Source organism: Natrinema sp. SYSU A 869 (assembly GCF_019879105.1).
Lineage (GTDB): Archaea > Halobacteriota > Halobacteria > Halobacteriales > Natrialbaceae > Natrinema.
Window position 1 is genome coordinate 591,196 of sequence record NZ_CP082247.1, and the last position, 26,626, is coordinate 617,821.

Consider the following 26,626-nt stretch of genomic DNA (forward strand, 5'->3'; position numbering starts at 1 on the left):
TCCACTCATCGTTGTACTGTTCGAGATCAGCGATCGTCGGGAGGTGCTGGTACGCGTCGTTCGCTGCTTGCAAATGCTCGATAAGTGCTGTCTCCGTGTAGCTGCGTTCATGAGTTCCTTCGCTATCGGCGTGTACTCTCATCAAACAGGCACCGTCTAGTTAGCGCAGTTTGAGAAACGAGCAGGTCGTAGAGGTAGTTTGGAATGTGGCTCGCAGACCTGCTCAGCGGGTGCTACGCGGTGGAATTTGATGAAGCTTGGGAGCGTGAGCGGACGGCGACGCCCGTCAGAGTGTTCGCCGTCCGCCTCTATGCGACCGGTTGTTCGCTTCGAGGGACACAAGCAATTCTTCGCTTGATCGGCGTAAAACGCTCTCATCAAGCAATCTGGCACTAGGTACATCGGCTGGCTGACAGCGTTCCCGACCTGTCGACGGCTTCGCCGTCGCGGGTCGCTATCGACGAAACCGCTGTCAAGATCAACGGCGAGTGGTCTTGGCTATATGCTGCAATAGACATCGAGACAAAGTTGATTCTTGACGTTGCATTGTTTCGTCGACATGGCACTGATCCAGCGGCTGCGTTTCTGCAGAAACTACGCGAGAAACACGATCTCTCCGAGACTGAGTTTCTCGTCGAGATGCTCCACTACACTCAACAACAGTCTCTGAGTAAAATTCTAACGGTTACTATAGGCGATTATCGAATTCGTCAAGGACATCGACTGGACCTACAACCTTATCGACTCCCCACACCGACTCGCTGGTCGCGTGAATCTCCATTGATCGGGCGTGGAGATCCGGATGTTCGATGAAGAGGTCCATCACCTCATCAACACCTTTCTCGTACTCGACAGTGAAGACGACCTCACGCATTATACTTCGCGTACTTGCTCACCGCGTATAACCCGAGTGGATCTTTCCGCTCTTCTGCGGTGGGTACTGAGAGGATCGTAGACGGTCAATAAGCAGGTCTATCGAGCAGTCGGCACTGTCTAGATACGAAAAACTGCAAGACTCGAAGACGGTGACGTTGCGATGTCGACTGTAAAACCACCATGGAGAATCTGATACAACGAGACTCTGTTCTACAAACGGCAGAAATTCGGCTACCTCAGCACATATCTCACGAGGTGAAACAATCACTGGGATCAGAACTGAAGCCATAACAGCCGCTAAAACGCCATTCTATGCCAGAATTGCGTAACTAGACAGTGCCCAGAGCGCGTATCCATCATTCAAACAAAGTAAGATCATCTCGTTCGAAGCCACGAAGAGATGAAAATACAATCGCAGCCAACAGCATCCTCTTTCCCGGTTCACGATGGTTACTAGACTGGTCCGCAGCTCTCACTGCTCTACCGGACTGTTGAGTGGCGTAGAATCTGCCTTGACTGACGCGTAGACCCGTTCGGCCCACTCACGGGCCATAGGCGAGTCCGTATCGACGAACACCTGCATCAACCCTGTGTCGTCGTCGTATCCTCCGAGCCCAACGCGTTCATCGAAGAGTGCGAGTCCGTAGGGGAGCTTCTCGCGGGTCCGGATGGTTAACTGTCCGCGATCGACCGCCTCCGTCACGCGGGTCGGATACGTTTCACGCAGTGTCTCGGCGACGCGTGGCGTGTAAATGAGTTCGGCCTTGGTACCGTCGAATACTCGCTGGTAAAACTCACCTATCATTAATGGCGCCAGATGTGTCGTGTTGAACCCCCGGAACGTCTCCGACTCGCTCACGAGCGAGATAAACCGCTCGACCGGTCGGTCCGGGACAGTCGGTTCAGCGACCGTCACGGTCGAATCAATCATCGGTTCGATGGCGAACTCCGCGTGATGCGGACAGATTACGTCCAACAGCGGTCCCATCCGGTGGACGGTGCTCACGTTCGCCTCAAACCGGAGCACCTCGTCGGTGACCGCCTCGCCACGGCCCGTCAACTGGAACCGGCCGTCAATCTTCTCGACGAATCCCTGTTCGTCGAGCCACTTCGTCAAGCGGTGGCTCGTCGCCCGCGAGACGTCGAGACGTTCCTCAATCTCGCGGCGGTCCAATGGCTCCGCTCGGAGCGCTTCGAGAACCGGACCGTGACGGACGATGTCGCCGAGATGGTCTGGGTCGGCGCGGTCGCCTGCTGCGTCAAGGCGCTTGCTGAGATATTGCTGGTTCCGCGCATTCTGCATGACGGCCTCTACGATCGGCGACGCCGGTGGATTGAATGTGAGTTGGTCGTCTTCGGGAGATTCCATGGTTCTTACTACCATGATGTTTGGTGGCACGGGTAGTAACTCTATCCCGCACACGACGCGGAATTCCTCTCACGTCCTGAAACGGCGTTCACACCGTCGAACGTCGTTTCCGTGAATGAGGCCAATAGGTCTGCCGCCCACACTCTAGGCATGGCACCACCGACTACCGCGGACGAACCGATCGACGAAGAACAATTAGACGAACTTGCCGGAATGGCCGTCAACGAACTCGGAGCGGCCTATTACGCGCCACTGATCGTCATCGGCGACAGGCTTGGCCTTTACGAGGCATTGGCCGACGGCGGACCACTCCTGCCCGCCGAGTTGGCCGAGCGAACCGATACTGTGGAACCGTACGTCGCCGAGTGGCTCGCCGCAGGAGCGGCTGGCGGATACGTCACTTACGATCCCGAGACGGGGCGCTACAGCCTCACACCCGAACAAGCGGCGCTGCTGGCCGACGAAGACAGCCCCGCCTTCCTCGCTGGCGGGTTCCAGGGACTGATGGGCTATCAGAAGAGCCTCTCTGAGATCGAAGCCGATTTCCGAACCGGTGAGGGCCTGGGCTGGCACGAGCATGACGAGGACGTGTGTCACGGGACTGAGCGCTTCTACCGGTCCGGCTATGCAACGAATCTCGTTGCCGAGTGGATTCCCGCGCTCGATGGAATGGACGCGAGACTCAGGGAGGGTGCGCGCGTGGCCGATGTGGGCTGTGGGCACGGTGTCTCGACGATCATCATGGCCGAGGCCTACCCCGAGTCGGAGTTCGTTGCCATCGATTACCATGATCACTCGATCGAGGTAGCCCGTGAGCGAGCCGAAGAAGCCGGTGTCGCAGACTGTATTAGATTCGAGGTGGCGACCGCAAAGGAGTACAACGGGGACGATTACGACCTTGTGATGATGTTCGACGCGTATCACGACATGGGTGATACGGTCGGCGTGGCGGCACACGTCCAGGAGACGCTCGCAGACGACGGGACGTGGATGTTGGTCGAGCCGTTCGCCAGCGATCAGGTCGAGGACAACCTGAACCCGGTGGGTAGGGCGTTCTACTGCGCCTCGACGTTGGCCTGTGTCCCGAACGCGCTTGCCCAGGGTGGTGATCCCGTCTTGGGCGCACAAGCTGGCGAAGCGCGTCTCCGTGGGGTGATCACCGAGGGAGGGTTCACGCGGGTCCGTCGAGCGACCGAGACGCCGTTCAACCTCGTCCTCGAAGCCAAACCGTGACGACAACCCAGCCCCAATTGTTGGCGGTGCAGCGTGTCTGAGCATGATTATGCTATTGGGTGTTCTGCTGGTCTCCTCGACACGCGGTGGATTCGGCTTGGCAGTAGCACCGCTGCTGTTCGTCGAAGACGGGGCGCTGACTTAGAATGCCAGCTCGGCCGCTTATACAATCCGAGAGCACGGTTCATCACTGGCACTTTGCTATACTTGGGACGAACATGAATCCAGATAATGCTATATACTCACATGCCAATAGAGGAAGGGAGGAAGCCACCCGATGACCTTAGCGACCGTTCCTCCGTATGATCCGGATCAGATCACTGAGAAGAGGGGCCACGCAGTGGTCGTCGGAGCAAGTATGGCGGGACTTTTGGCAACTCGGGTCTTAATCGACCGATTCGAGACCGTCACGCTCATCGAGAAAGATTCACTCCCCGACGAGGCAGTCCTTCGCCCAGGCATCCCACAGGCACGTCATATCCACGTGATGCAGAAAGCTGGCCAAGTGACCTTGGAGACTCTCTTTCCGGGCTACAGTGACGAAGTGACCGAGGCAGGTGGACTGGTGCTCGATCTTGCGAGCGACGTGAAGCTCTACCAAGTGGGGGACTTCCTTGCAAACGGACCCACTCGCATCCCTCAATACACTGCGAGTCGGCCAGTGTTCGAGCAGGTTACCCAGCGACGAGTTGCGGAGCTTGATGGGGTAACCATCCAGGATGAATGCCACTTCAGAGACTACCTCGTTGACGACCAGGGTTCGACCGTCGAGGGCGTAACCGTGCAAACTGCCGATGGTGAACGGGAGATCAACGCGGAGTTAGTGGTTGATGCCACCGGACGAACATCTCGAACGCCAGCCTGGCTGGAAAACAATGGGTGCCCGGCCCCACCACACGATGAGGTGTCGATCGATCTTGCGTACAGCACAGTCCTCCTCGAACGACCTGCCAACGATCGCCGGGCGTTTCTCGTACTGCCCCACGCTCCTCGTACGCGCGGCGCGGCTGTGTTTCCAATCGAAAACAGGCGCTGGTTGCTAACGCTCGGCGGCATGCATGGGGATCACCCTCCGACCGATCCAGAGGGCTTTCTGGAATACGCCGCTAGTCTCCCGGTCGCTGATATCAGCCGTCTCCTCGATGAGCATGCGGTAGTTTCCGAGGACATCTCTTACTATCCGATCCCATCTTCTGTCAGACACCGCTATGAAGACCTCGACCAGTTCCCTGAGGGGCTGGTCGTCATTGGTGATGCAATCGCCAGCTTCAATCCGATTTATGGACAGGGGATGTCAGTGGCTGCACTGGAGGCCGTGCAGTTACATCATACCCTGACGATGGACGACCATGGCGACCTCGCACCCCGGTTTTTCGAGCGAGCCGCACGAGTTGTCGATGACGCGTGGAGTGTGGCGGTCGGTTCCGATTTTCAGTTTTCCCAGACGGCGGGGCCGAAACCGTTCGGAACGAACCTCGTGAACAGATACGTCGCCAGGTTGCACCGGAAGGCACACACCGATGGCAGCTTAGCCGATGCCTTCAACCGTGTCATTATACTGGAAACCCGGCCGACCTCACTGTTTCGACCGAGCGTCATGTGGCGAGTCCTCAAACCGGGTCAGTAAGGTCCATCAATCGTGATGGGTTTCTTCCAGTCGATTCAGCGGTTCCAGGGGTTCCGAGATGACTGAAACGTTCCTCTTCTGGTGAATACGTCCTTTGGGCCTTTTAGACGCTAGCGAAAGGTATTCTATGGCTAGATTGTGACTGCTGAACGTGAGAAGTGGTTGAGAGGTTCTAAATGGACACTCGGTGTCGATTCTACACTCTCGGAAGAACGGCTGAGACGTCGACGTTTTTGAGAAGTGTTCTTGGACATCAACGACTTCAGTCTATATTGAGACGAATAGGTTGGCAAGTGCGTATGCCTACTGAACGGTCGTTCCCCAAGAGAGTCACCTGAAAATACCGTGCTACTGTCACAATAGCCATGGATTGGGGGATCGATCTCCGCATCTGTTGACCAGCAGGATGTGAGAACCTATTCCCGTGGTATGCTAAACACATACTTATAATATTTCCGATAGGTTCTTACGTGCGAGAGAGTGCCTACACTGCATGGGTCTTCGAGATTTCCACCCAGCCGTCCTCGCGACGGCACTGGCAACGTTCGTATCCTTCCTCGGAATCGGGGTCGTCGATCCGATTCTGCCCAGTATCGCGCGTGAGATGGGAGCGTCCCACTTCATGGTAATGTTCCTGTTCACGAGCTACCTCCTAGTGATGGGTCTCTCCAATCTGTTCGCGGGCGCGCTCGCCACGCGAATCGGGAGCAAAAACACGATGCTCCTCGGGATTGCAATCGTCGCCGTTTTCGCAGGGGCTTGTTCACTTGTGTCGACAATCGAATCCCTCGCGGTTCTTCGCGGCTTCTGGGGGTTGGGGAACGCGCTGTTCACCACGACGGCACTCGCCATCATCGTCGGTGTGGCCGCCGGGAACAGTGAGACAGCGATTACGCTCTACGAGGCATCCCTCGGCTTCGGCATCGCCTGTGGGCCGCTCCTCGGTGGCCTGCTCGGCGCGCAGTCGTGGCGACTGCCGTTCGCAGGGACCAGCATCCTGATGATTATCGCATTCGGTTTCGTCGTCGCCACGGTCACCGAACCGGACGCCGAACGCCAGCAAGGTGTTCGCGATATCGTCGGTACGTTCCGCCACACGGGCGTTCTCACGAACGCAGTAATCGGCTTACTCTACACGTTCGGTTTCTTCACGTTACTCGCCTACACTCCGCTTATCCTCGGCCTCGGCACGCTCCAGATCGGCCTCGTGTTCTTCGCCTGGGGGCTGTTTGTGATCGTCGGCTCGGCCGTCCTCTCGCCCCGCCTGAACCGGCGGTTCGGAACACCCGAGGTCACCGGTGGCGCGCTCGCCGCCTTCGCGGGGATATTGTGTTTGATGTGGCTTTCGAGCGGAAACAGCGGGGCGCTCTCCGGACTCGTCATCGTCGGCGGGCTCTTCTGCGGAATCTTAAACGCGAACTTATCGACGCTTGCGATGAGTATTTCGTCCCACAGCCGGTCGGCGGCCTCGGGGGCGTTCAACAGTCTCCGGTTCACCGGCGGTGCGTTCGCGCCGATTACGGCGGGATATCTCAGCCAGCACTACGCCGCGACGGTTCCGTTCTTGCTCGGCGCACTCGCCGTCGTCGTCGGACTCGTCGTACTGCTGGGTCGGTTCAGTGACTTTCGGTTCTCCGAACCGGAACCGGCCACCGGCCACTGATAGCGTCCCGGGCGCAGTCTATCCGACGGTAACTGAGCTCGAGAGGCAACTCGGACGGAAGAAACATGCAGTGAAGCACAGATCGATCAGTGCATCACCTGTACTGAACGGTAGCTCTCATCAGAATAGCGTTCAGAGGACTATTGTTTGATGATGTATATTTGATTCTCTGATCAGCCAACTATTCTCTTGATGTTCCAATCTCGAGTTCTTCGATAGCACTAGCGGGCCGACTATCGTGATCGACGAGACGGGTAGCAGCCAGTTGCCACGCATGTTCAGCAAGTTCGGGATCAGCCTGCTCGTACTGAACGGTGAATTCAGTCAGTGCGACAGCGATGAGAAGATCATCTCTATATCTAGATTCAGGCATCGCCCCCATTGGCTGCATGATCGGATATAAATCAGAGCATGAGGGTCAGAATACCGGTGAGGAATCACCAAGCAAGATTGGTGCCGACCTGTTTCTCTCGAGAGATAATCCCAATGCTATAAGTAACTAGGTATCATTAATCAAAATGGAAGCCGCGCTCCACCTCGTCGCGGGGGCATGCGTTGAAATGTCCCGGGTGCTAGGACACCCGAGACGTGGCTTCCAACCCGCAAGGGTTTGCAAGCCATGTTTCGCTTACTTCTAACGGGATATAAACGTCCCGCACGAGAGTCGTATCGCACTCAAGTAGCCGTCGATCCAGACAGTCGCCGCTCGAGGTGGCTATGAGCGAGAAGACACAATCAGGAGAGGAGGAAGACTGGTCGCTGCCGTCGTGTCCGCATTGTGGGAAAGCAGTGATTCTGGTACACACACGCGGTCCGATGGAGCATGTCGCGGCGCCGTGTGGCTGTCGAGTCGCGTCACCTGACCTCTGAGGAATACTCGGCCATCGACGCCGATTGAGACCACCGCTGCCGCATATTTTGGATTGTCGTAGAGGGTGCCATAGAACTATTCTCAAGGACTGATTTCAGTTATCTTCTGGTGAACCAGCCGGCACGTACGTGTGCGAACCTAACGCTGTTACCCCTGTCAATTATTGGTGATGTTGGTAGAGTGTGCTGAATACGGAGCGCGAATCAACAATATGCAGTCCTAGTTGGCTACCTCATAGTGGTGTTCTACGATTCCGCTGTTGTGTGTAGTCGTATCGACCAGACGCAGTCTCTGTTCGTCATATTCACCCGAGAACAGCTGTATTCCCCCTCCCAAGAGAATCGGGATGAATGATAGTTGGATCACGTCGATCTCGCACTCTTGGAAAAATGATTGTGCGAGATGTGCACCCCCGACTACCCATACGTGGTTGTATTGCTGTCTGAGTTCAGGTACAAGATCGGCTATCTCTCCGTTAACGAACCGTACTGCCTCGGTTGCGGGTGAGAGGCTTCTGTGGGTAAACACGTACGTTGGCTTGTCGCCGTATGGCCACTCACCGAAGCCGAGAACTTGTTCATAGGTCGTTGCTCCCATTACGAGACAGTCCACTGTCTCGAAGAACTCGGAAAACCCCTCGACATCCTCGTCGCCATCTGACTCTGCTTGAAACTCTTCTAGCCAGTCAACGCTACCCTCCGCGTCGGCAACATAGCCGTCCACGCTCGTTGCGATGTAAAGTGTGATTCCACTTGCACTCATGTGACGTATTATAGACTCTGATCCTCATTAAGATTAGCAGCCAAATCTTAATGCTGGATACATCCTCTATATCCAGCACGTTGTTCTTGATAGGTATTGGTGAGATCGAACGCTGCTTCGGTAACCACGTGTGCGTACGTTTCCTCTCACTATTCAATCGTGATTCATTCCTATCGAAGGTAAAAAGATATTATGTTTGCTGATTAGGGTTGAACGCGTAAAATAGGATAGCCATTGTGAAGGCCTTGAGGGTCACGTTTTCGCCAAATAATGCGCCAACAAGCAGGAAGACGAAGTGGATACGACGCCGATGAAAGCAGCGTGTTGGATACGCGATAGATCCCGCGCCCACTCATCGAAATGGTGGTAGAGCTGTTTTGTGTTACTTATAATTCATATTTCAGTTGATGGCGCATCTGTCTTCTTCTGACCCACACGCACCCTCTACTGACCGGGAAGGGGTTTCGATAATTCCTTCGCCTATACTTATCATTCGTCGGGTGCCCGCACAGAGAGTATGAGAACTCTCTATAACTCCCTCTTGTCGTAATCAACGCGAAGGCGAGTAGTTTTCTACCGATCCAGCGGATATCGGTGAAGGAACGATTACGGAAACCGAGATGCGATTACGTTCCAAATCCAGTATTGTGCTTCGAAGAGCGTGAGTTAGTCTTCCGGCGTCGTCACCCGAAGGTCGCCGTCGACCTCATAAAAGTAGCCTCGCTCGATCAACCGGGAGAGTGCATGGGCCGCGTCCTCGGGTTTGAGGGCCAGTTCATCAGTACTGTGGAGAACTTCGATCGCTTGCTCTCGAGGGATCGACTGGACGTCTTCCTGCTCAGCCGAGTTGAGACTGTGAGTACAAAGGACATCGTACGCGTTCAAGATCCACTCTGGAAGCGGTGGCCGTGGATCAGAGAGATCATTCATCGCGACTTCGTACTCCACTCTTTGCTATCGACTTGCTTAAGAATACCCCTCAACGGGTATAGGCCAGACTCTGGGAGGTACCAAACGGTCTTGGAGTGCTCCTTCGAACAAACTAGGACTGAGATCCTATTCAGAATTGTCTCCTCACAACCGATTCCCTGACCTAAAATCTGAGTTGCCTTTTCGCGCCTGACGGGTGAGGCGCGACGACGTGTGCCTCGAGAGTACCCATGAGTATAGATCGACCAATCCATCACGAGCAGCAGGAGCACCACCACGATCGCGGCGACACCACTGACCGAGAGCAGAGGTATTCCAGTGGCGTCGCTCGACTGAACGGGCGCGAACTCATCGCCATTGACAAGTGGTTACCAGGCAGGGAACCGACACCATACGATCTCGATCTCACCGATAGCTGCGAGTACTGCACACGCTACTGGCGCTGTCGGAACTGTGGCCAAGAACGTAATCGTCGCGACGAGTTCAGAGACCCGTGTGAAACACCAGTACCACCGACTCCACTCGAGGCAGGTGGCTACTCGATCGACGACCCACGAACACGTCGTGTGTTGAGCGAGGAGATAGACATCCGCTTCGCCACGGTGGGTTCGATCTACGAGGTCGAGAGTAAGAGCGGGAATACCTATGAGGTCGACATCGAGAGGGAGACCTGTAGCTGTCCAGATTTCGCACACCGCCAGCCAGACGACGGCTGTAAGCATCTTCGGCGTGCCGATCTCGAGATTCGTATAGGACTGGTTCCTTCTCCGGATGGGACACTCAGTCACTGACGATAGGTGACTGAGTCATCGTGCAGTGACTTTCAGTGGCTACTATCGAGCACACCGACTGAGCCCGATTGGTGACCGTCACGAACACGAAAACTATTCTTGTCGCTCGGGACGTCCCTAGAGAGGCATGCAGGAACCTTTCGGCCAACGTGGACGTCTCGCCGCAGGCGTCGTCCTCCTCGCCATTCTGGCCGGACTCGTGTTGTGGGCGGGCGCAGTTCCCTCCGACCTGATGACGAGCGGTCATCCTGACGAAGTCGAGGTGACACCGAACCGTGAAGCCTACGTGGGCGAGCAGGTCGCCATTGGCGGTCGCGTCGTTGATACGGAACCCGTCGTCATCGCGACTCGAGCTAGCGGCTACGGCAGGTTTACCCTCGCAAACGCGGACGAGGAGCTCCAGAACTCGGACATGGCCCTCGAGCGGGGTGATCGCGTGACCGCGTTCGGCACCCTCGAGGATGAGTCGACCCTCGTCGTCGACCGCACGACGGTCGGCAACGCATCCGGGACGGCGTACATGCTCTTCGTCTCGTTCGTCGGCGGACTCTGGGTTGTCAGCCGGTTCGTCCGTGACTGGCGATTCGATCGCGGCCAGCTTGCGTTCGTCCGGCGGGACGGTCCGCTTTCGCTCCGAGACGTGATCCCTGGGACTCGAGGGGACGCAAGCGGTGGTGATCGCGGTGCCTGATGTCCTCACGCACGTCATCGTCGGGTACGTCATCGGAACGCTCCTGTCGATTCGGTATGAGCGGATACGACGAGCGCACGTGACGCTCGTGATGATCGGCGCGCTCTCGCCCGACTTCACGAAGATCGACCTCATGTTCCCGGACGGGTTCATCGGATACCTGCTCGGCATTCCCTTCTCATGGGCGCCGCTACACGTTCTCGGCGGGACGATCGTCGTGGCCCTCTTTGGCTCGCTCCTATTCGCACCCGAGTACCGACGGGACGCAATCGTGCTCGTCGCGATCGGCGCAGCGTCACACCACGTCCTTGATCTGGGCCTCATGACGCCGACGGGGTACTCCTACGCCGCGTTCTGGCCGCTGACCGAGTTCCGGCCGCCGTCGGGCGGACTCTATCTGAGTACTGACCGCTGGCCAGCACTCGTTTCCGGGCTGTGTGCGGTACTCGTCTGGGCAGCCAAGCGGCGGCTCAGTGAACGACGAGACGAGCGGTCAGCGTAGGTCACCAGCTCGCCAACAGATCCGACACGGCACGTTGTCTCGTCAACCGTGACTGGGACTCCGGTGTCTAGATCAGTGTCGCCGTATCTTTTCGTGAGGACGGGTATATCACCCTTGGTGATGGCAACGATCGCTTCAGGAGTGACATCCCTGGTCGTGGTTGCGGCCGAAATATTGCGTGGATACACACCAGTCCTCCCGAATTGATGCTCTTCAGTGCAAAGAAAAGGGATTTTGCGACTTACTGAAGGCCGCTCTCTCGAAGAATCTGCCGACCTGACTTCACGAGCCGATCACGATGTTTCTTTGTGATTTCGTTGTACAGTACGCCATCTCGTTTGACGATTTCACCATCGACGAGTACAGTATCGACGTTCGCGACTCCCGCTTGGAAGACGACCGTCTCGACAGGATCGTGAACCGGTGATGTGTTGATATCGTCCGTCTGAATGAGCGTAACGTCTGCCCGCTTGCCCGGCGTCAGCGATCCGATCTGGTCGTCAAGTCCGAGTGCCCGGGCTCCGTCGATCGTCATGAGTTCAAGTGCGCGTCTGGCAGGCAGGGAGACCGTTTCGATCTGCTCGTTTTGTTCGACAGTTGGCTGATTGTCGAGCGCCCGTTGGACCTGTAGTGCTGTCCGCGCCTGAGTGAATAGGTCACCGCTGACGTTCGATACGATATCGACGCCGACCGACGGGATGCCGCCCCCATCAAGCGTCTCTCGAAGCGCCGGCATTCCCATCCCCATCTGCATTTCGACCTCGGGTGTAATCGACACCGACCCACCGGAGTCGCCGATAAGTTCGAATTCCTCCTGCGTGAGTCGGTTCGTGTGGACGTAATTGAGGTCGTCGCCGAGGAGGCCAAGCTCCTCGAGCATCTCTACACCGCCACCGCCAAGTGACCCAATGTGCATCGAGGCCGGAATATCGAGTTCGCGAGCGAGCTCAATATCGTGCGTGACGACCTCGTCCGTTGAATAGTCCGGACCACGAATCCCCATCGCCAGCGTGAGCAGCCCATCGCCGGTGGGGAAGCGTTCGCGGTGCAGCCGACGGATGTCGTCCGGATGCGGCTCCGTACTGTTCTCCCACCATGTCGCACTGTCATCTCCTGGCGGACCGTGGGTGAACACTGCCCTGATACCGGCATCCTTGAGGCCGTCTATCGCGCGGTTCGTGTGAGCCGGTGAATTCGCGATGTGGAACCAATCCAGAATTGTCGTCGTCCCGGCGTTGAGCTGTTCGACAGCACCAAAGAGGTTCCCGAGGTACGCGTCGACGGGGCGATAGTGACTGCTGATCTCTCCAAGCATCGTGTCCAGATACTCGGAGAACGACCAGTCCCCTGCAACGCCGCGAACGCCCGCTTGCCAGGTATGGAGATGTGAATTGATGAATCCGGGGACAACGATTGCGTCTCCGGCATCGATGATTTCGGCGGCCGGCTCATCGATCGATTGTTCGATCCGTTCGATCGTTCCGTCTTCAATGAGAACGTCGCTATCACGGAGGATGCCGAGGTCTGAATCGACCGTAACGATCGTCCCATCCTTGATGATAATTCGATCGTTTGTTTCTCTCCTTTGACCAGAATTCTTCGGTCGATCGGTCGCTTCAGCACTCCCGAGGGAAGCGAAGGACAATGCCGTTGCGCTCCCAAGTGAGATGTAATTTCGTCTCGATACACTGGGACTGTCGGTATCTTTGGGTCTTTTCATAGCGGCTCTGCGTATCGTGGTTCAGGGTGAGGCGGAATAGGAGTTGGTTCGGAACCAACCATCGGTGGATGGATGCCAGAAGCTCACAATGTGTCTCTACGTCATTCTACTTCCACAGCTGGCGCCGTTCGCTAAGGAAGGATATAGCGTCTCAATTCAACTAAAGAACTTCCAATGGCGGTGTACGATTCGCGCGCCATCCAGCAATAGCTGCAGCGATTGTTCCAACGCTAATGGCGATTCCTAAGGAACTCAGGTAAATCCAGGGAGCAGTTTGGACAAGACCTTCGAAGCCAACAACGGCTGCTGAGAGTTGATTGAGGAGGACGACAGCAGGTGGAGTAAGTAGTAAACCGAGTCCACCACCGAGAACCCCGATAATAAATCCTTGCCCGACGACTGTCGAAACAAGGAGTGTGAACGAGATGCCTTGTGCGTTGAGAGCTGCGAATGTCTGGCGCTGTTGGTGGATCACAAGCGAAAGAAGGGACATCGTTAGTGTGATTCCTGCACCAAGCGCTAAACAGATGAGCGTTCCTGCAGCCGCGAAGAGGACCACCTGTTCTTCCAATACGGCTGCAAGTTGTTCTTGGTTCGATCGAATCTCGTAGTCAGGATATGATTCTTCTAGGTCCTGTTGAACGGCATCGACATCTGCATCGTCCTCGACATTGATCGTGATGAAGGTAGCTGGTTCAGTTTCCGTATCCCCCGTAATCTGATGGAGTTCACTGAGTGGTATCGTCACCGTTGGTGTTCCAAGCATCTGTTCAAAGGTGGGAGAGATCCCGATGACAGTAAACTCGTTTTCTCTGGCAGCAGCCAGTGATCCTCCCACGTGAATCGTGTCGCCGACTGTAACGTTGAGATCACGAGCTGTCTCTTCATCAATGAGGACCTCATTCGTCATTTCTCCCTCATACGTTCCGTTCGCGTAATGAGGATCTCCGCGAATTTGTTCACCTTCAGTTACCTGTACGGCAGGCCCACCGCGTGATGTTCCCGTAGCAACGAATGTCTGGAAATCATCACTGGAGTTAGTACTAACGTATACGGTTTCAAACGCTAATGGTACTGCAACGGCGACATCCTCACGCGATTCTATCTCGGTAGAAATATTCCGGGAATTATACAGAGTATTTTCGAAGCCACCACCGCCTGCGGACGTTATTCGTGTGTCGCCTGCTGTAACCCAGAGGTCACGATCGGCTGCATCGAACTGTTGTTGGCCTGTTTCCAGAACACCGACCCCGGTTCCGGCGAGTAGCGTTATCGCGAGGACGGCAAGCGAAACACCAATAACCGCTAATATGAGCCGGAGTTTCTGCTGGCGGAACTGCGCAACGGTAAGCGCTCCAGCAGTCCGAATCCGAGCGATATAGACATCGCTCCGGCTGAGAATCCACCGAATCATTCCGGAACACCACCCGAAACACGGCGTGCGACTACTAACAGAAATGGCAATGAGAACAGTCCGACTAGTAGTGCAACACCGATTCCATAGCCCACAAACAGGGGATGTGAGATCGCAATCGGTTCAGTAGTTATTGTCCTGACCGCAATGGCATTTATTACTCGAATCCCAATGAGGCCGCCGATAGTGCCAACCAGCCCGCCGGCACCAGTCAGTACGAGTGTCTGTGTCCCGACAAGGCGTAACTGGCTTCTGACCGAAACACCCATCGCGGACAGGATCGCTAATTGCTGTCGATCCGCAACGATCTCAAGCCCTGATGTTGTAACGACAAAAAGCGTCCCAATAGAAAGCGACACGATGAGCGCAGTAAGCGCAAGCGCCAATGACAAATCAGAGTTGAGTGTTTCACTCATAGCGACTTCACCACGTGATTGAACGGACGACTGTGGATAGATTTCTTCGAGATCGCTCTGAACGGTTGGTGAGTTCGTTCCAACGACGAACTGGTCCGCCTGATCATAGGTCTCAGAGCCAGTCACATGTTGTAACTCACTCAGTTGAACAAGTGCTGTTGGAACATCACCGGCAGAGCGCGATTGATTGTTGATAGCTGTGACAGCGAACGAGTTGTTTCCAGCGATCGTTACCGGATCAGTAGAAGAGACAGTGAGGAGATCGGCTGCGCCCTGTGACAGTATGACCTCACCAGTCCATTTGCCGTTATATTCTCTATTACTGTAGTGCGGATCGTGTGGTGTGAGCGAATTCGAATCAACCCCAGAAACCCGATCGAGTTCGGGTGTGTTTATGACGCCAACGACGAGGATATATTCGGATGTCCCATTCGCTTCGACCCGATGTATCTGTGATAACACTGGTGTCGATGAATCAACGCCCTCGTGTTCACGGATACGATCGTTCGTCTCATGAACGGAACTGAACTGTGTGTTGTCAGTCGCGATCAGCGGTGATTGTGGACTATCCGTATCGGGAACGATCCAGTAATCGATCTCATCGTCGTAGACGGTTGTACTAGTAGCGAGACCGACACCGAGGCCCGTGACCATGATCAACAATGCAATCGCAGCGGCAACTCCGATCCCGCTAAATCGAACCCGTTGACGGGCCGTATCGGTCGCACGTGACGCCGTTCGACGGATCCCAACGGCGATAAACCCGATCCACCGGATGAGAGTCCGACGGAGCTTCATTGTGTCAGTTTTTCCTGCTTTGTACGGTCAGTGACCTCTCCATCACGGAGATGGATCAACTGATCGCATATTTCGAGTGTCTCATGGTCGTGTGATGCAAGGACGACAGCCCGATTTTCTGCGACGCCTTCGAACTCTCGGAGTACTTTTTGCCCAGCTTCCGTGTCGAGTTCACCAGTTGGCTCGTCGGCGATCACAAGCATTGGATCCGTCACGAGCGCACGGGCAATTGCAACACGCTGTTGTTCCCCGCCGCTGAGTTCTCCTGGACGATGCGTGATGCGGTCTCCGAGTCCAACTCGCTCGAGTAACTCAGTCGCTTGTTGACGACGTTGTCGCTTTCCAATACCGAGTTCGACTAATGGGAGGGCGACGTTTGCGCGAGCTGACAGAGAGTCAAGCAAGTGAAACCGCTGAAAGACGATACCGATGTGTTCGAGTCGATGGCGAGTTCTCTCACGAGACGAGAGTGTGTCGAGGTTAGTTTCACGAAACGAGACCGTCCCAGTAGTCGGCTGTTCTAATCCGGCAAGGAGATGTAGTAACGTCGATTTTCCGCTTCCGCTCGGTCCTGCAAGCCCGACGATTTCACCTTCCGGAACGGTGAGCGAGATCGAATCAATCGCACGGACTGTTGGGGGATTTGAACGTCCGAGCGCCTGAGCAATCCGTCCAGGTTCCGAACCTCTCGTGTAGGTTTTCGTCACGTCAGTCGCTGTGACAACAGCGGAAGGAGAAGGCGTATCACTGTGCGAAGCGGCGGACCCAGCCATACGCCAGCCACGTATCTACAGGTAATTAGCTGTTTGGAATATAGATTGTTCACACCAGACTGCAGTAGCTCTGTCTGAAATTCGTCTCCCAGTTGCCTGTTCGGAGATGATCGGTAAAGAAGAAGGGCTTAGTTTTGCTGCCGACCCAAGAGCAGTGCAACGGACAAGAGGGCGACGAGAGTCACAAGGGTCCCAAAGCCGGGAACGGTATCTTCTACATCACCGTCACTGTCGCCGTTGTTGCCATTGTCGCCGTTGTTGCCATTACTAGCGTTGTTGCCATTACTAGCGTTGTTAACATTGACGGCGCTGTTGGCATTGCCAGCGTTGTTGCCATTGCCGCCATTGTTGCCATTGACAGCGTTGTTGCCGTTGCCAGCGTTGTTTCCATTGTCGCCGTTGTTGCCATTGCCAGCGTTGTTTCCATTGTCGCCGTTGTTGCCATTGCCAGCGTTGTTTCCATTGTCGCCGTTGTTGCCATTGCCAGCGTTGTTTCCATTGCCGCCGTTGTCGCCATTGCCAGCGTTGTTTCCATTGCCGCCGTTATTACCGCCTCCACCGGAGGAATCGGCCTGTAACGTTATCGTTCCAGTCGCAGTCTGCAGTTCGTCACTCGAGGAACCGGATGCGATGTGGATCCAACGGTACTCGCCTTCCGTCCAGTTTTCGTACGTTTCAACGCTAATCGTCGTTTCCGTCTCTGCCTCCTCAGCAGTAATGGAGGCATCGAGGCGACGGTCACCGGTTACGGTCGTCTGCGACTCATCGATACCCGCATCGTTCCCGATGAATCGAACGAGGTTACCGACCTCGGAGACTCCCGTTCCGATTCCCTCATCGACGTTTTGATCGAAGAAGCCGACGTCATCCTCGACGTTATGCATGCCGTTGACATCCGCGATATCGTGCTCGATAGCCACGTCTTCGGACGAGAAGTCCGAACTCAGTTGTTCGGTGATATTGATTGTCATCGTACTCTTGGTGAACGTCTCTTCGTCGTACAGTACGACGGCATGTGACGATTCACCGTCCAACTCGGTAGCATCGACATCGAAGTCGATTTCGTCACCCGGCTCCGCCGAGTCGGTAACATCAACGTCCGACGGGCTATCCTGTGCAGTGATTTGCTCGAGACCAATAACCGTTGTCTCGCCGGTGATTTCGACATCCCCGTCGTCAACGGCGAGATTATCGCCCGTTGCGAGTACGTACATGTAGTGACCCGGTTCCGTCGGCTCGACGGACTGGTCGAGTTCGCCGTCAGTGAGCGTCGTACTCGTTAGCGAGAACGACATGTTATCGTTGAGAGAATCAACGTTCCCGGACGACAGTTCGTCGATAAGCGCTGGACCGGTCGTCGGAGCGCTGCCATCGCCCTCGAGATAAGCAGTTAAGAGCTGAACCTCTTCGTCGTCGAAGTTACTCGTGTCGGCCTCTTCACCGAACGAGAGCGTCGTTTCTTCGTTCGTTTGGAAGACAGAGAGCGTATCGCGGTTCAGGGTACTGTCTCCACGCTGTGTCTTCGCGTCGAGCCACAGATTGTCAGCAGTCACTGCTCCCTCAGCACTAGTATCGGCTCGTAGTGAGAGTAGTGACCGATCCCAGACTGTGACGTACTCTCCAGTCTCAATATATTCGTCGTCCGTTGCTGCCGATACATCTGTCGCAGTACCTGTACTCCCAACTGCTCCTACACTCCCAGCAACTGGAGCGAGGAGCATCATAGCACTTACGAGTAGTGCGGTGAGTAGTCGTGAATGTCTCGTCATATATCCCGTAGACACACTCCATCGTTTTAACATTATTGTGTGTCTCATGATATGGGCAAGCAATTTCTCTGTTCTCTTCAAAATTAATAAATTCTATGAAAGAGTATATGTATAAATACCGCTACTAGTCGCATAATGGATTCACTCACCACGGCTAAAGTCGTAGGGATTTTACTAAATCACCACACGAGTGACTTTCTCCTATATCGTGAATGCTCCGTTTGTATGCTCCGCGCTGAAACGGAAGAGTAGATACCTCCATTCGGCTCTGTTGAAATCCTCGGAGGGTTACAGGTTCGACCACTAGTATGACCAGATAGAGGCTCTCCCAAAGTCGCAATCATTCCAATTTATCGAGCAAGCGTTCCATTTACTCAGCGAGCTGACTTGCGATACTCCTCGAAGTTCTCGAAACAACGCTACACGCTCCACTAGCACATCGTCTTACTCTGTCTCAAAATTCGAAAGAATACAACCTACCGCACTCTCCTTGACGAACTCATTGAGATGCCTCGCATCCGGGACGCGATCAGGCTCACCGAGATTTCCGCTCCATCAACGCTGTGCAAAGCTTGAATATGACTGTGTGGCGAGTGTTTCTCAATCTCTCGGTCACGCTCCTTCCAACGAACAGTGTTGGCGAGATCGATGCCTCGGGCTTTGACCGTAGTCATGCATCTAAGCACTATACGAAGCGGGCGCGGCTAACAATTCAGCAGTTGGAAGTCACGTTGTTGGTACGAGAACGAACGTGATCCTCGATCTGTATGTGACGACGACCAGAAACACGACATGCAGATCGCTCCATCGCTTCTCAAGCGGAATATCGAAGACATTGCGACTCTTCTCGGAGACAAGGGCTACGACGATCGGAAGATCTGTACATTAACTCGAGAAAAGGAGATGCGTCTACTCATCAAACACTGTGAGTGCTTGTTACACCATAAAGCTTGGAAGGCACAATTGAATGCTGAGTTGTACGGCCAGCGAAGTCAGAGCGAGACGGTAAATTCACGTCTCAAGCCGGCAGGTACGAGGCGTTTGTCTGCTCCCGACACTAGTGGAATCAATTTCGTGAAACCGCTCGTAGCTATCTCACTCCCAACTCAGACTAGACACTCTGATCGTTAGATACAGAAGGTGTGTCTAACAGAAATAGACGGAATCTCAAGAGGACACAAATTCATAGACGAGTGCCAGAACTAACATCAGAACAGTAGTCCCGACAACTGCCCCAACAGGACCCGTCTCGAGATACTCGGAAGCGGCGACCCCAAGTACGAGGGAAACACTTCCCAACACCCATACTGCCCGTGACGGAAGGCGCTTCGTTGCAGTATTAGTACTCATGTTGTCGATTTCTCTACCTACGCACAACAGTTTTGTGCACGGAAATCCTTCAGGCCACCCAAAGTGAGAGTAAACGAGCGTGGTACACTCTCATAGCTACCTAACGGCTGTTTCAGTTATGAGAGTTCAAACTAATAGAATTTCAATGAATATACCATTCAGAAACGAATGTCCTACATGGGACCCACGGGCCGTGCTAGTAGCCGTAATTCGATTCGTGTCGTCTCAAGAACATCTCCGCATCGGCAGGATCAACGTACTCGAAGGCACAGGGACTGCAAGTTCGCTCAGTGTGCGGCTCGATAGCCGACCAAAAGCAACGCAAGGACCGCTACGAGGGGACCAAATCCAGGAATGGAAAGCGAGTCGTCGTCTGTGTTCGTAGATTCGATCTCAGATTCATTATTCGGCTCAAGGGTCTGTCCGTCGCTTGTATTGGACTCGTTATCCCCGTCTCCATCATCGGGTTCGGTCAGGTCGTCAGTATCGGTTTCGTTGTTGCTATCGGAATTATTAGTTTCTGAAGTCTCATTTCCTACAGACGTATTTCCATCGTCCACAGGCTCCGTTTCGTTTGCTGGAGTGCTTTCGTTTTCGGGAGTATCATCGGTCGGTGATTCATTTTCATTTTCATCTTCAGACCCGCCATCCGACGGAGCACTACCACTGCCTCCGCCGGGAGTCGTATCATCATTATCGCTTTCTTCGGCCGTTACGGTGAACGTCGGCCCGTTATCGACTGCCATTGCAGTAGGGTACCCCTGTGCCTCGTCCTCACCAACTACGGCGCTGTAGACGTTGTACTCACCCTCGCCGAATTCACTAGCATCGACGGTGGTGCGATACGTTCCGTCGCCTTGGGAATCCAACTCGAGGTCCATCCCCTCTTCATCGGCTTCGTTCCAGACGGCGACATCGACGGTATCGGCGTTCGTTGCGCTCTCGGCCGACTCGGTCGTCGCAGTGAATTCAACTTCCTCGTCTGCTGATGCGGTTTCAGGATACTCGACGGACAGATCAAACGCCTCGATCACAACAGGGTAAACGGCCTGACGCCCTTCTCCACGAACCTCTAACGAGAGCATGTAGGTCCCAGGCTCGAGCGTACTCGTATCGAGCGCATCGTCTTCGGTTCCCATTGCGACGTGGTTTCACTGGCATCCCACACGCTGTCGAACTCAGTTTTCTCATCAGTATTGTACAGGTAGATACGATACTGTTCCGGGGACGTAACATCGATTTCTATCGGCTCACCTGGTTTGATAACGCCGACGCCATCGACGGGATACTCCGTCCCCTCAATTTCAACTGTTTCTTCGGGGGTCGATATCGAATCGGCAACCTCAAGATCGTACTTTGACTCCGATGCTACCGGGGCAGCAATCGAAACGGTTGCGAGGACAATGAGACAGATACTCACAACTTGGAGGACGTCAGTTCGCATAGACGAGTATTTCGAAAGTGTTGAATAAAATCTTTCCGCTATTGCGATTGGTGCTGTGCTTTGGTTCTGAGAACACGTCTAGTCGTTAGAACCGCTTATTTTGCCGGATTAAACCGGCTCTTACCGCATACCACGCTCTCCTACTCAAGTTGCATGCTATAACAGCTGTTTCTGTGGTGTGCACGATAGACTATAATTGCAATCCCGAATTATAGATTAAAACTATAACTCCTCAGTACGTAGTCGGTTCAAGTCAGTATTCCGTTCTTAGCGCAGGAACGAGGGCTTAAACAACTCTAGCTATAGATCACATATCATGGAGCGTCCGACTCGCACACGTGAGCGCGATTCAGATACGGACACGAATCAACAAGCCGAAGAAGTGAGCAGTGAGCAAACATGTGATGAATGTGGCTCGAACGCTCTCATCACGAGCGAGGATCAGGGAGAACTCGTCTGTGAGGAGTGTGGCTTGATCATCGACACGACAAATATCGATCGAGGGCCGGAATGGCGTGCGTTCAATACCTCCGAACGGGAGAGCAAGTCTCGGGTTGGGGCACCCACCACCCAGACGATGCACGACAAGGGACTCACTACGCAAATCGACTGGAAAAATAAGGATGCCTATGGGCGTTCACTTTCCTCGAAAAAGCGCAGTCAAATGAACCGTCTCCGCAAGTGGCAAGAACGCATCCGAACGAAAGATGCCGGCGAACGGAACCTGCAGTTCGCGCTCAGCGAGACCGATCGGATGGCAAGCGCGCTCGGTGTCCCGCGGTCGGTTCGTGAGATCGCTAGCGTCATCTATCGACGGGCGTTAGACGAAGACCTCATCCGCGGACGTTCGATCGAAGGTGTCGCGACGAGCTGTCTCTATGCGGCATGTCGTCAAGACGGAATCCCACGCAGCTTAGAAGAAATCGCTGACGTCTCACGTGTCGAGCGAAAAGAAATCGGGCGCACGTACCGCTATATCTCTCAGGAGCTTGCACTCGAGATGGAGCCAGTCGATCCAAAGGAGTACGTTCCCCGGTTTTGTTCTGAACTCGGCTCGAGTGAGGAGGTCCAGGCCAAAGCCAACGAGATTATCGATAGCACTGCAGAGCAGGGGCTGCTATCCGGGAAGTCGCCGACAGGATTCGCCGCCGCTGCGATCTACGCTGCCTCGCTCCTGTGTAACGAGAAGAAGACGCAGAAAGATGTCGCAGACGTCGCGCAAGTCACCGAAGTCACCATCCGGAACCGCTATCAAGAACAGATCGAAGCAATGGGGATCCACTAGCAATCTTTGTTCGCAAGTTAGGCCGTTAGCAACAATGAAACTCGCGTCCGGGGTGGCGACAGAGCTGGCGGGTGGAGGCAACGATCACGGCTGGGACAACCCCGCGTCGTCCTCGAACTCGGGCTGACGGCCCGCAACTAGCTGGACGGTTGAGAGACAGTCGGTGCATCCAAACCACGTCCCGACGCCGACTTGCGGCGGTGCTGGGCGTGGTCATCCACGGTCAGGCCATGACAGCAGTCAACGGAGTGGCTCACCGGTAGCAGCCCACTCTCGGCAGAGCCGTCGCCGATCGGTGATTTCGGCGGCGTATCCCGGACTGATTATTCCACGATTACAGTAGATTTCCCATGCACGGTCGCTCCCGATTGTCTCTTTCTCGAGCATTCGATGTCTCCCGAGAAATTCGCTCTCTGCGGAAGCAGCATAAGCCTTCCTAATACGAATACCCTCTAGCGACCAGAGGTGGCGGTTGTTCCAGCCCGTTCTGCGATCAATGGACAGCAGCCATTATTCACTCAAGCGATGTCCGTGCGTCTGTCCATGAGCATTTCAACCGCGGCAATTCGCACACCAAGGTAAAACACATCGCCACCGCACTTGAGGAACCACCACAACGGATCAGCCCAATCGTCGGGGAACTCGTTCGTGACGGCACGCTTGACGTCTGGCGCGAGACGTCCGGGAATCCAACCGTCTATCGAATCACTCGGTGACACAGGCACCCCGGGAACGGTCCGCGCCAGCCGCCGTCACCGTTTTCCATTCATGCTGCAACCCCTGCCGCGCCAAAGAGCCGCGTGAGATGCCGGTGATGGTTGCACCCACGAGAACTACCCACTGGCGGGCGAGACCAGCTTTGTCCACAGCGAGTCTGCTGGACTGCAGGTGGTCGCGGCGCTGTCCGAACTACTTTTGGACTGAATCGAGGCGGTGCCGTTGGACACTGAATTGCGCCGAGGGGACCGACGGCAGCCTCGACTAGTGATGCACGCGACGAGGAGTCCCATGAGATCCACAAGGAATGGGTGCGAGGTGTGCCTCCGGAAATCATCTTTAGACAGCGAGCAAACCCCGCCCCTTGCAGGGGTTGTCAAACTTCGTATTGGTTGTCCACGATCTCACGCTCAACTTCTGTTCTTATTTCACTTCAGAATTGATTGCAATTTCCCGCTTCACAAAGACGTCCAGTTTCTTAGAAACAGTGAAAAATATACCAACTGTTATAATTTATTTGATTGATGTTATTCTGCGTATGCCTCATGTTCTGGGTTCCACTCCTCTCGCGGGAGTTCCTTCCAGAAGTAATCCCCACGGGGTGGAATATCGTCAGCGACGGCGGGATCGACCTCATAAAGTTCGCCAGACGCGATTCCCTCAAGGACTTCGTTCATAATCGTGCTGATGACAGTCACGAGCCTCCCGTTTGCTGCATTCCCGAGATCGCTGGCCTGTCCACGGAACTCGAAGAGGACACTCCCGCGACCCAGAACGCCGTGGGCGTTTCGAGCGATATTGGCGGTGGTCCCGCCAGGGTAGGTGTCCCAAGTCGTGTGACCGAGATCCTTTGTCTCTTGGTAAGCATGCGCGGAGATCTGCCGAGAGAGGTTTACTGCATCTTCAGGCGCTGCCTCATTGAGTGGCCACCTGGTCGATGCATTGATCAGCTCGCAATCATCATTCCGGAGGGTGAACTGATGATGCCAGTCACAAACGATGTCAGCGTCAATCTCATCAGCTTTGTCGAGCATCGCCTGGGTCTCGGGCGAGGGGTTCTCGTCTGGGATCTGGTCGGGATCGATACCATCAGCCTCGGCAAGGATATCTGGATCAATGCCGAAATAGTGCTGCCGGTTTGGATCGACTGAGCCACACTGATTTTGTCCAAAGTATGGACCGTCGTGACACACGTCCTCTGGCCGCCTATTTTCCCGCTGCGGTGTCTCGTTGTCGTCCGCTGGCGCCCAGCCATCGGGGTTGTGGCGTGGAATGACGTGGAGCGTCACCTCTTCTAGGATCTTGTCGACCTGACGCCCTCCAGCGGCGAACTTCTGAAGGAGTTGTAAGGCGGCCTCCGTCGTGTGTTGCTCATCGCCGTGCTGCTGGGTTACGTAGAAGACATCGGTATCACCACCATCGATACGCACATAGGGGATGGGGCGTCCCTCCCACGTTTCGCCGATGGATCCATACTCAAGGTTACTCTGAGTGTCGAGTTTTTCGAGTGTCTTATAGAGTTTCTCATTGCTCGTGAATGAATTATAATTGATATTTGCTGTTTCTGGGGGGAATGGCCCGCCCGGTTTTATAAAATCACCCTGACAATCGGCGGCACTGACGATGCCTGTTCCGAGAGTCCCTACTCCTGCGATACCACCGATAGTTTTGAGCATGTTACGTCGCCTCATTATCCAATTAGCTTCTATAACACCATCACTAATAAGTATTTTCTACAGATATATCATTTCACCCTATGTGTTAGATATTAGGATAAGATATAATAAGAGTTTTAAAGAGATAATGCTGCTGGAGAGTGTGCGTATCTCGAGAGTTGCAGGAGTTTCGCTGAACCTTCACGCGCTTCTCGTTTGAGCACGTATCGTCGCATCACCGGGATCTCAACAGCAGTGTCGTCCTCGTCGACGACCCACAGCCGGCGCTCTTGGTCGTAACAGGGGTAAACGGCTGGTCGTCAACCCACAAGTCCAAGGTGGACGCTTCCGGGCAACGGCGACACGACGCCTGGACGATCCTCGAACAACGCCAAGACAAAAACGGTGAACCGTTCGGCCACCGGATCACCCTGAATCGGGCATCGCCGCTCGCAAACCCGTTCCGTCGGCCTCAAACTGCGTGTGAACCGCCTCGGGGTCAAGCCCCGAGGCTTCCCATGGGTTAGTCGGACACTCCCATCCGACCATCGGCCTGATAGCCTCGGGCGGTCGGGTGGGTCACGGTCGGGGCGTCCACGGCCCCGATGCCTGCCGTCGCACCTTCCGAACAACGGGAAGGCTGTTGAGAGCAGGCACATTCCAATCGAGTTTCTTCACGCCTTTTACGGCAATATTGACGCTTGCACCACGGTCGCTGTGGTCTTGATGGGAACACGACCGACACTTGAACCGCTTCTTGTTGCGATTACCGCGCTCTGTGTGTCCGCACATCGGGCACCGTTGACTCGTGTACTCGGGGTTAATCCACGCGGTTGGAATCCTCTCGAACGACGCCTTGTACGACGTATAGAACTGGAGGGCGCGGAACGGGAGGTGGTGCAAGCGTCGGTTCATCCGCGTGCCGTAGTCGATACTGTCGCGCATCTCTTTGAGGTCTTCAAAGACGATGCACGGCCTCTCGAACTGCTGACTCCACTCCACGATGTGTCGAGACACCTTGTGGAGTCGGTCACGGACAAACCCCTCCTCACGCCCTTCCAGCGTGTCGTGTATGCTGTCCTTCCCCGCGTTCTGCACGCGCTTTCGCATCGTGAAATAGCGGTGACGCTCGAACTTGATTCGGGGAAGTCGATAACCAGCGTGTCCTCGACGCCACCCTCGGAGAGTGCGGTGAGGGCCACGTTGTCCTCGTTCACGTCCACACCCACGACAGTCTGTGAGTCCTGCTTGTTCCGAACAGTCTGCTCGGTGTTGGTGACGTTGACGTGCAACTCGGCGTTCTCGTTGTGGAACAGGGCTTCTGCCGTCCCAATCTTCCACTCGTCACTCGTGAGTGCAGTCGTGAGAATGTCGAGGTGGTCGTCACTCCCGTCGAGGACACCCTTGACGTGCTTGTACGGCTTCGCGCTGATTCGGAACGCCACGTCGCCGTCGTCGGTGAGCGACAGGTTGTACCCTTCCTCGTAGTTCGCACGAAGCGGGTACGCGCCGTCCTTGGTGTGACTGGGTTGGCCGAAGTCGTCGTACTCGTAGTAGTTCTCCATCGAGCCGAGAGCCTTGGCGACGACGCGCTGAGTCGTGTTTTTCACGAGGCCGGCGTCGTCAGCCACGCGGTCAGGAATCGTGTCCCAGTCCACGCCTTGCTTGGCGAGGCGGATGGTTTCGTTGTACACCGAGCGTGCTTCAAGGGTGGCGTCGTACAGCAGGCCCTCGTTGTCACTCTGGATGTCGAGTTGGAAGTCCAGCGTCTTGACGAGAGCCTGTGAGTCGGTCATTCTTCGTCTTGTTTGGTAGGTTCTGAGGTGCGGACAACTTTCACGTCCGCGCCACGCCAGCGTTTAGGGACGGTGACGTGGGCGCTGTTCCCGAACGGCTTGACCTCACCGTCGAGGACTTCTTCGCCGTCGATTTCAAAGCGGTTCGCCATACTTGTGTATATCCTTTGGATA

At 55.1% G+C, this 26,626-nt stretch carries 19 protein-coding genes and 4 pseudogenes; 9 read left to right on the plus strand and 14 right to left on the minus strand.

Annotated features, from left to right (window positions below; genetic code table 11):
* Positions 1-204 precede the first annotated feature (204 nt).
* Positions 205-678: pseudogene (locus K6I40_RS02715) on the plus strand (IS6 family transposase); the annotation flags it as partial.
* 22 nt (positions 679-700) lie between these two features.
* On the opposite strand, the pseudogene K6I40_RS02720 reads toward K6I40_RS02715, so the two are convergent.
* Positions 701-874, minus strand: a pseudogene (locus tag K6I40_RS02720) (transcriptional regulator); the annotation flags it as partial.
* Positions 875-1,348: 474 nt separating this feature from the next.
* Positions 1,349-2,245, minus strand: coding sequence for a transcriptional regulator (locus K6I40_RS02725; RefSeq protein ID WP_222912748.1), 897 nt, complete (start codon positions 2,243-2,245; stop codon positions 1,349-1,351).
* Positions 2,246-2,395: 150 nt separating this feature from the next.
* On the opposite strand from K6I40_RS02725, the gene K6I40_RS02730 reads away from it, so the two are divergent.
* From K6I40_RS02730 to K6I40_RS02740, 3 genes are all read left to right on the plus strand, one after another.
* Positions 2,396-3,478, plus strand: a complete 1,083-nt coding sequence (locus K6I40_RS02730; RefSeq protein ID WP_222912749.1) for a class I SAM-dependent methyltransferase — start codon at positions 2,396-2,398, stop codon at positions 3,476-3,478.
* A gap of 277 nt (positions 3,479-3,755) precedes the next feature.
* A complete protein-coding gene (locus K6I40_RS02735) occupies positions 3,756-5,105 on the plus strand; it encodes an FAD-dependent monooxygenase (RefSeq protein ID WP_222912750.1) in 1,350 nt (449 codons plus the stop codon).
* A gap of 493 nt (positions 5,106-5,598) precedes the next feature.
* A complete protein-coding gene (locus tag K6I40_RS02740; protein WP_222912751.1) occupies positions 5,599-6,768 on the plus strand; it encodes an MFS transporter in 1,170 nt (389 codons plus the stop codon).
* Between the two features lie 181 nt (positions 6,769-6,949).
* Here the strand turns inward: K6I40_RS02740 and K6I40_RS27750 are convergent, their stop codons facing one another.
* The 3 genes from K6I40_RS27750 to K6I40_RS02750 form a co-directional block, all read right to left on the minus strand.
* Complete coding sequence (locus K6I40_RS27750; protein ID WP_255681344.1) at positions 6,950-7,141, minus strand: hypothetical protein; 192 nt, start codon at positions 7,139-7,141, stop codon at positions 6,950-6,952.
* Positions 7,142-7,858: 717 nt separating this feature from the next.
* Positions 7,859-8,401, minus strand: coding sequence for a dihydrofolate reductase family protein (locus K6I40_RS02745; RefSeq protein ID WP_222912752.1), 543 nt, complete (start codon positions 8,399-8,401; stop codon positions 7,859-7,861).
* 666 nt (positions 8,402-9,067) lie between these two features.
* A complete protein-coding gene (locus K6I40_RS02750; RefSeq protein ID WP_222912753.1) occupies positions 9,068-9,331 on the minus strand; it encodes a hypothetical protein in 264 nt (87 codons plus the stop codon).
* A 230-nt stretch (positions 9,332-9,561) separates the two neighbouring features.
* On the opposite strand from K6I40_RS02750, the gene K6I40_RS27755 reads away from it, so the two are divergent.
* The 3 genes from K6I40_RS27755 to K6I40_RS02760 all read left to right on the plus strand — a co-directional run bounded on the left by K6I40_RS27755 (position 9,562) and on the right by K6I40_RS02760 (position 11,315).
* Positions 9,562-10,122 (plus strand): hypothetical protein, encoded by a 561-nt coding sequence (locus tag K6I40_RS27755; protein ID WP_255681345.1) that lies wholly within the window; start codon positions 9,562-9,564, stop codon positions 10,120-10,122.
* Positions 10,123-10,249: 127 nt separating this feature from the next.
* Positions 10,250-10,813 carry a hypothetical protein gene (locus K6I40_RS02755; RefSeq protein WP_222912754.1) on the plus strand — a complete coding sequence of 188 codons (564 nt, stop codon included), beginning with the start codon at positions 10,250-10,252 and terminating at the stop codon, positions 10,811-10,813.
* Positions 10,797-11,315 carry a metal-dependent hydrolase gene (locus K6I40_RS02760; protein WP_222912755.1) on the plus strand — a complete coding sequence of 173 codons (519 nt, stop codon included), beginning with the start codon at positions 10,797-10,799 and terminating at the stop codon, positions 11,313-11,315. Before K6I40_RS02755 ends, K6I40_RS02760 begins: the two co-directional genes overlap by 17 nt.
* 241 nt (positions 11,316-11,556) lie before the next feature.
* Here the strand turns inward: K6I40_RS02760 and K6I40_RS02765 are convergent, their stop codons facing one another.
* The 5 genes from K6I40_RS02765 to K6I40_RS02785 form a co-directional block, all read right to left on the minus strand.
* The gene (locus K6I40_RS02765) at positions 11,557-13,035 is read right to left on the minus strand and encodes an amidohydrolase family protein (RefSeq protein WP_222912756.1); all 1,479 of its coding nucleotides are present in this window, start codon (positions 13,033-13,035) and stop codon (positions 11,557-11,559) included.
* Between the two features lie 160 nt (positions 13,036-13,195).
* Positions 13,196-14,449 carry an ABC transporter permease gene (locus K6I40_RS02770; protein WP_222912757.1) on the minus strand — a complete coding sequence of 418 codons (1,254 nt, stop codon included), beginning with the start codon at positions 14,447-14,449 and terminating at the stop codon, positions 13,196-13,198.
* Entirely contained in the window at positions 14,446-15,663 is a 1,218-nt protein-coding gene (locus K6I40_RS02775) for an ABC transporter permease (protein WP_222912758.1), read from the minus strand. The genes K6I40_RS02770 and K6I40_RS02775 overlap by 4 nt, the downstream gene beginning before the upstream one ends.
* On the minus strand, positions 15,660-16,436 hold the full coding sequence (locus tag K6I40_RS02780) for an ABC transporter ATP-binding protein (protein WP_222912759.1): 777 nt from the start codon (positions 16,434-16,436) through the stop codon (positions 15,660-15,662). The genes K6I40_RS02775 and K6I40_RS02780 overlap by 4 nt, the downstream gene beginning before the upstream one ends.
* A gap of 128 nt (positions 16,437-16,564) precedes the next feature.
* Positions 16,565-17,989 (minus strand): PGF-CTERM sorting domain-containing protein, encoded by a 1,425-nt coding sequence (locus tag K6I40_RS02785; RefSeq protein ID WP_222912760.1) that lies wholly within the window; start codon positions 17,987-17,989, stop codon positions 16,565-16,567.
* Positions 17,990-18,521: 532 nt separating this feature from the next.
* Here K6I40_RS02785 and K6I40_RS02790 point away from each other — a divergent pair.
* Positions 18,522-19,263 (plus strand): annotated as a pseudogene (locus tag K6I40_RS02790) (transposase); the annotation flags it as partial.
* Positions 19,264-19,842: 579 nt separating this feature from the next.
* Here the strand turns inward: K6I40_RS02790 and K6I40_RS02795 are convergent.
* Entirely contained in the window at positions 19,843-20,694 is an 852-nt protein-coding gene (locus tag K6I40_RS02795) for a PGF-CTERM sorting domain-containing protein (protein WP_255681346.1), read from the minus strand.
* A 621-nt stretch (positions 20,695-21,315) separates the two neighbouring features.
* On the opposite strand from K6I40_RS02795, the gene K6I40_RS02800 reads away from it, so the two are divergent.
* Entirely contained in the window at positions 21,316-22,284 is a 969-nt protein-coding gene (locus K6I40_RS02800) for a transcription initiation factor IIB (RefSeq protein ID WP_222912761.1), read from the plus strand.
* Positions 22,285-23,528: 1,244 nt separating this feature from the next.
* Here the strand turns inward: K6I40_RS02800 and K6I40_RS02805 are convergent.
* The 3 genes and pseudogenes from K6I40_RS02805 to K6I40_RS02815 form a co-directional block, all read right to left on the minus strand.
* The gene (locus tag K6I40_RS02805; protein WP_222912762.1) at positions 23,529-24,677 is read right to left on the minus strand and encodes a M14 family zinc carboxypeptidase; all 1,149 of its coding nucleotides are present in this window, start codon (positions 24,675-24,677) and stop codon (positions 23,529-23,531) included.
* A gap of 502 nt (positions 24,678-25,179) precedes the next feature.
* Positions 25,180-26,452 (minus strand): annotated as a pseudogene (locus K6I40_RS02810) (transposase).
* Positions 26,449-26,604 carry a DUF2080 family transposase-associated protein gene (locus K6I40_RS02815; RefSeq protein WP_222912763.1) on the minus strand — a complete coding sequence of 52 codons (156 nt, stop codon included), beginning with the start codon at positions 26,602-26,604 and terminating at the stop codon, positions 26,449-26,451. Before K6I40_RS02815 ends, K6I40_RS02810 begins: the two are co-directional and overlap by 4 nt.
* Positions 26,605-26,626 lie beyond the last annotated feature (22 nt).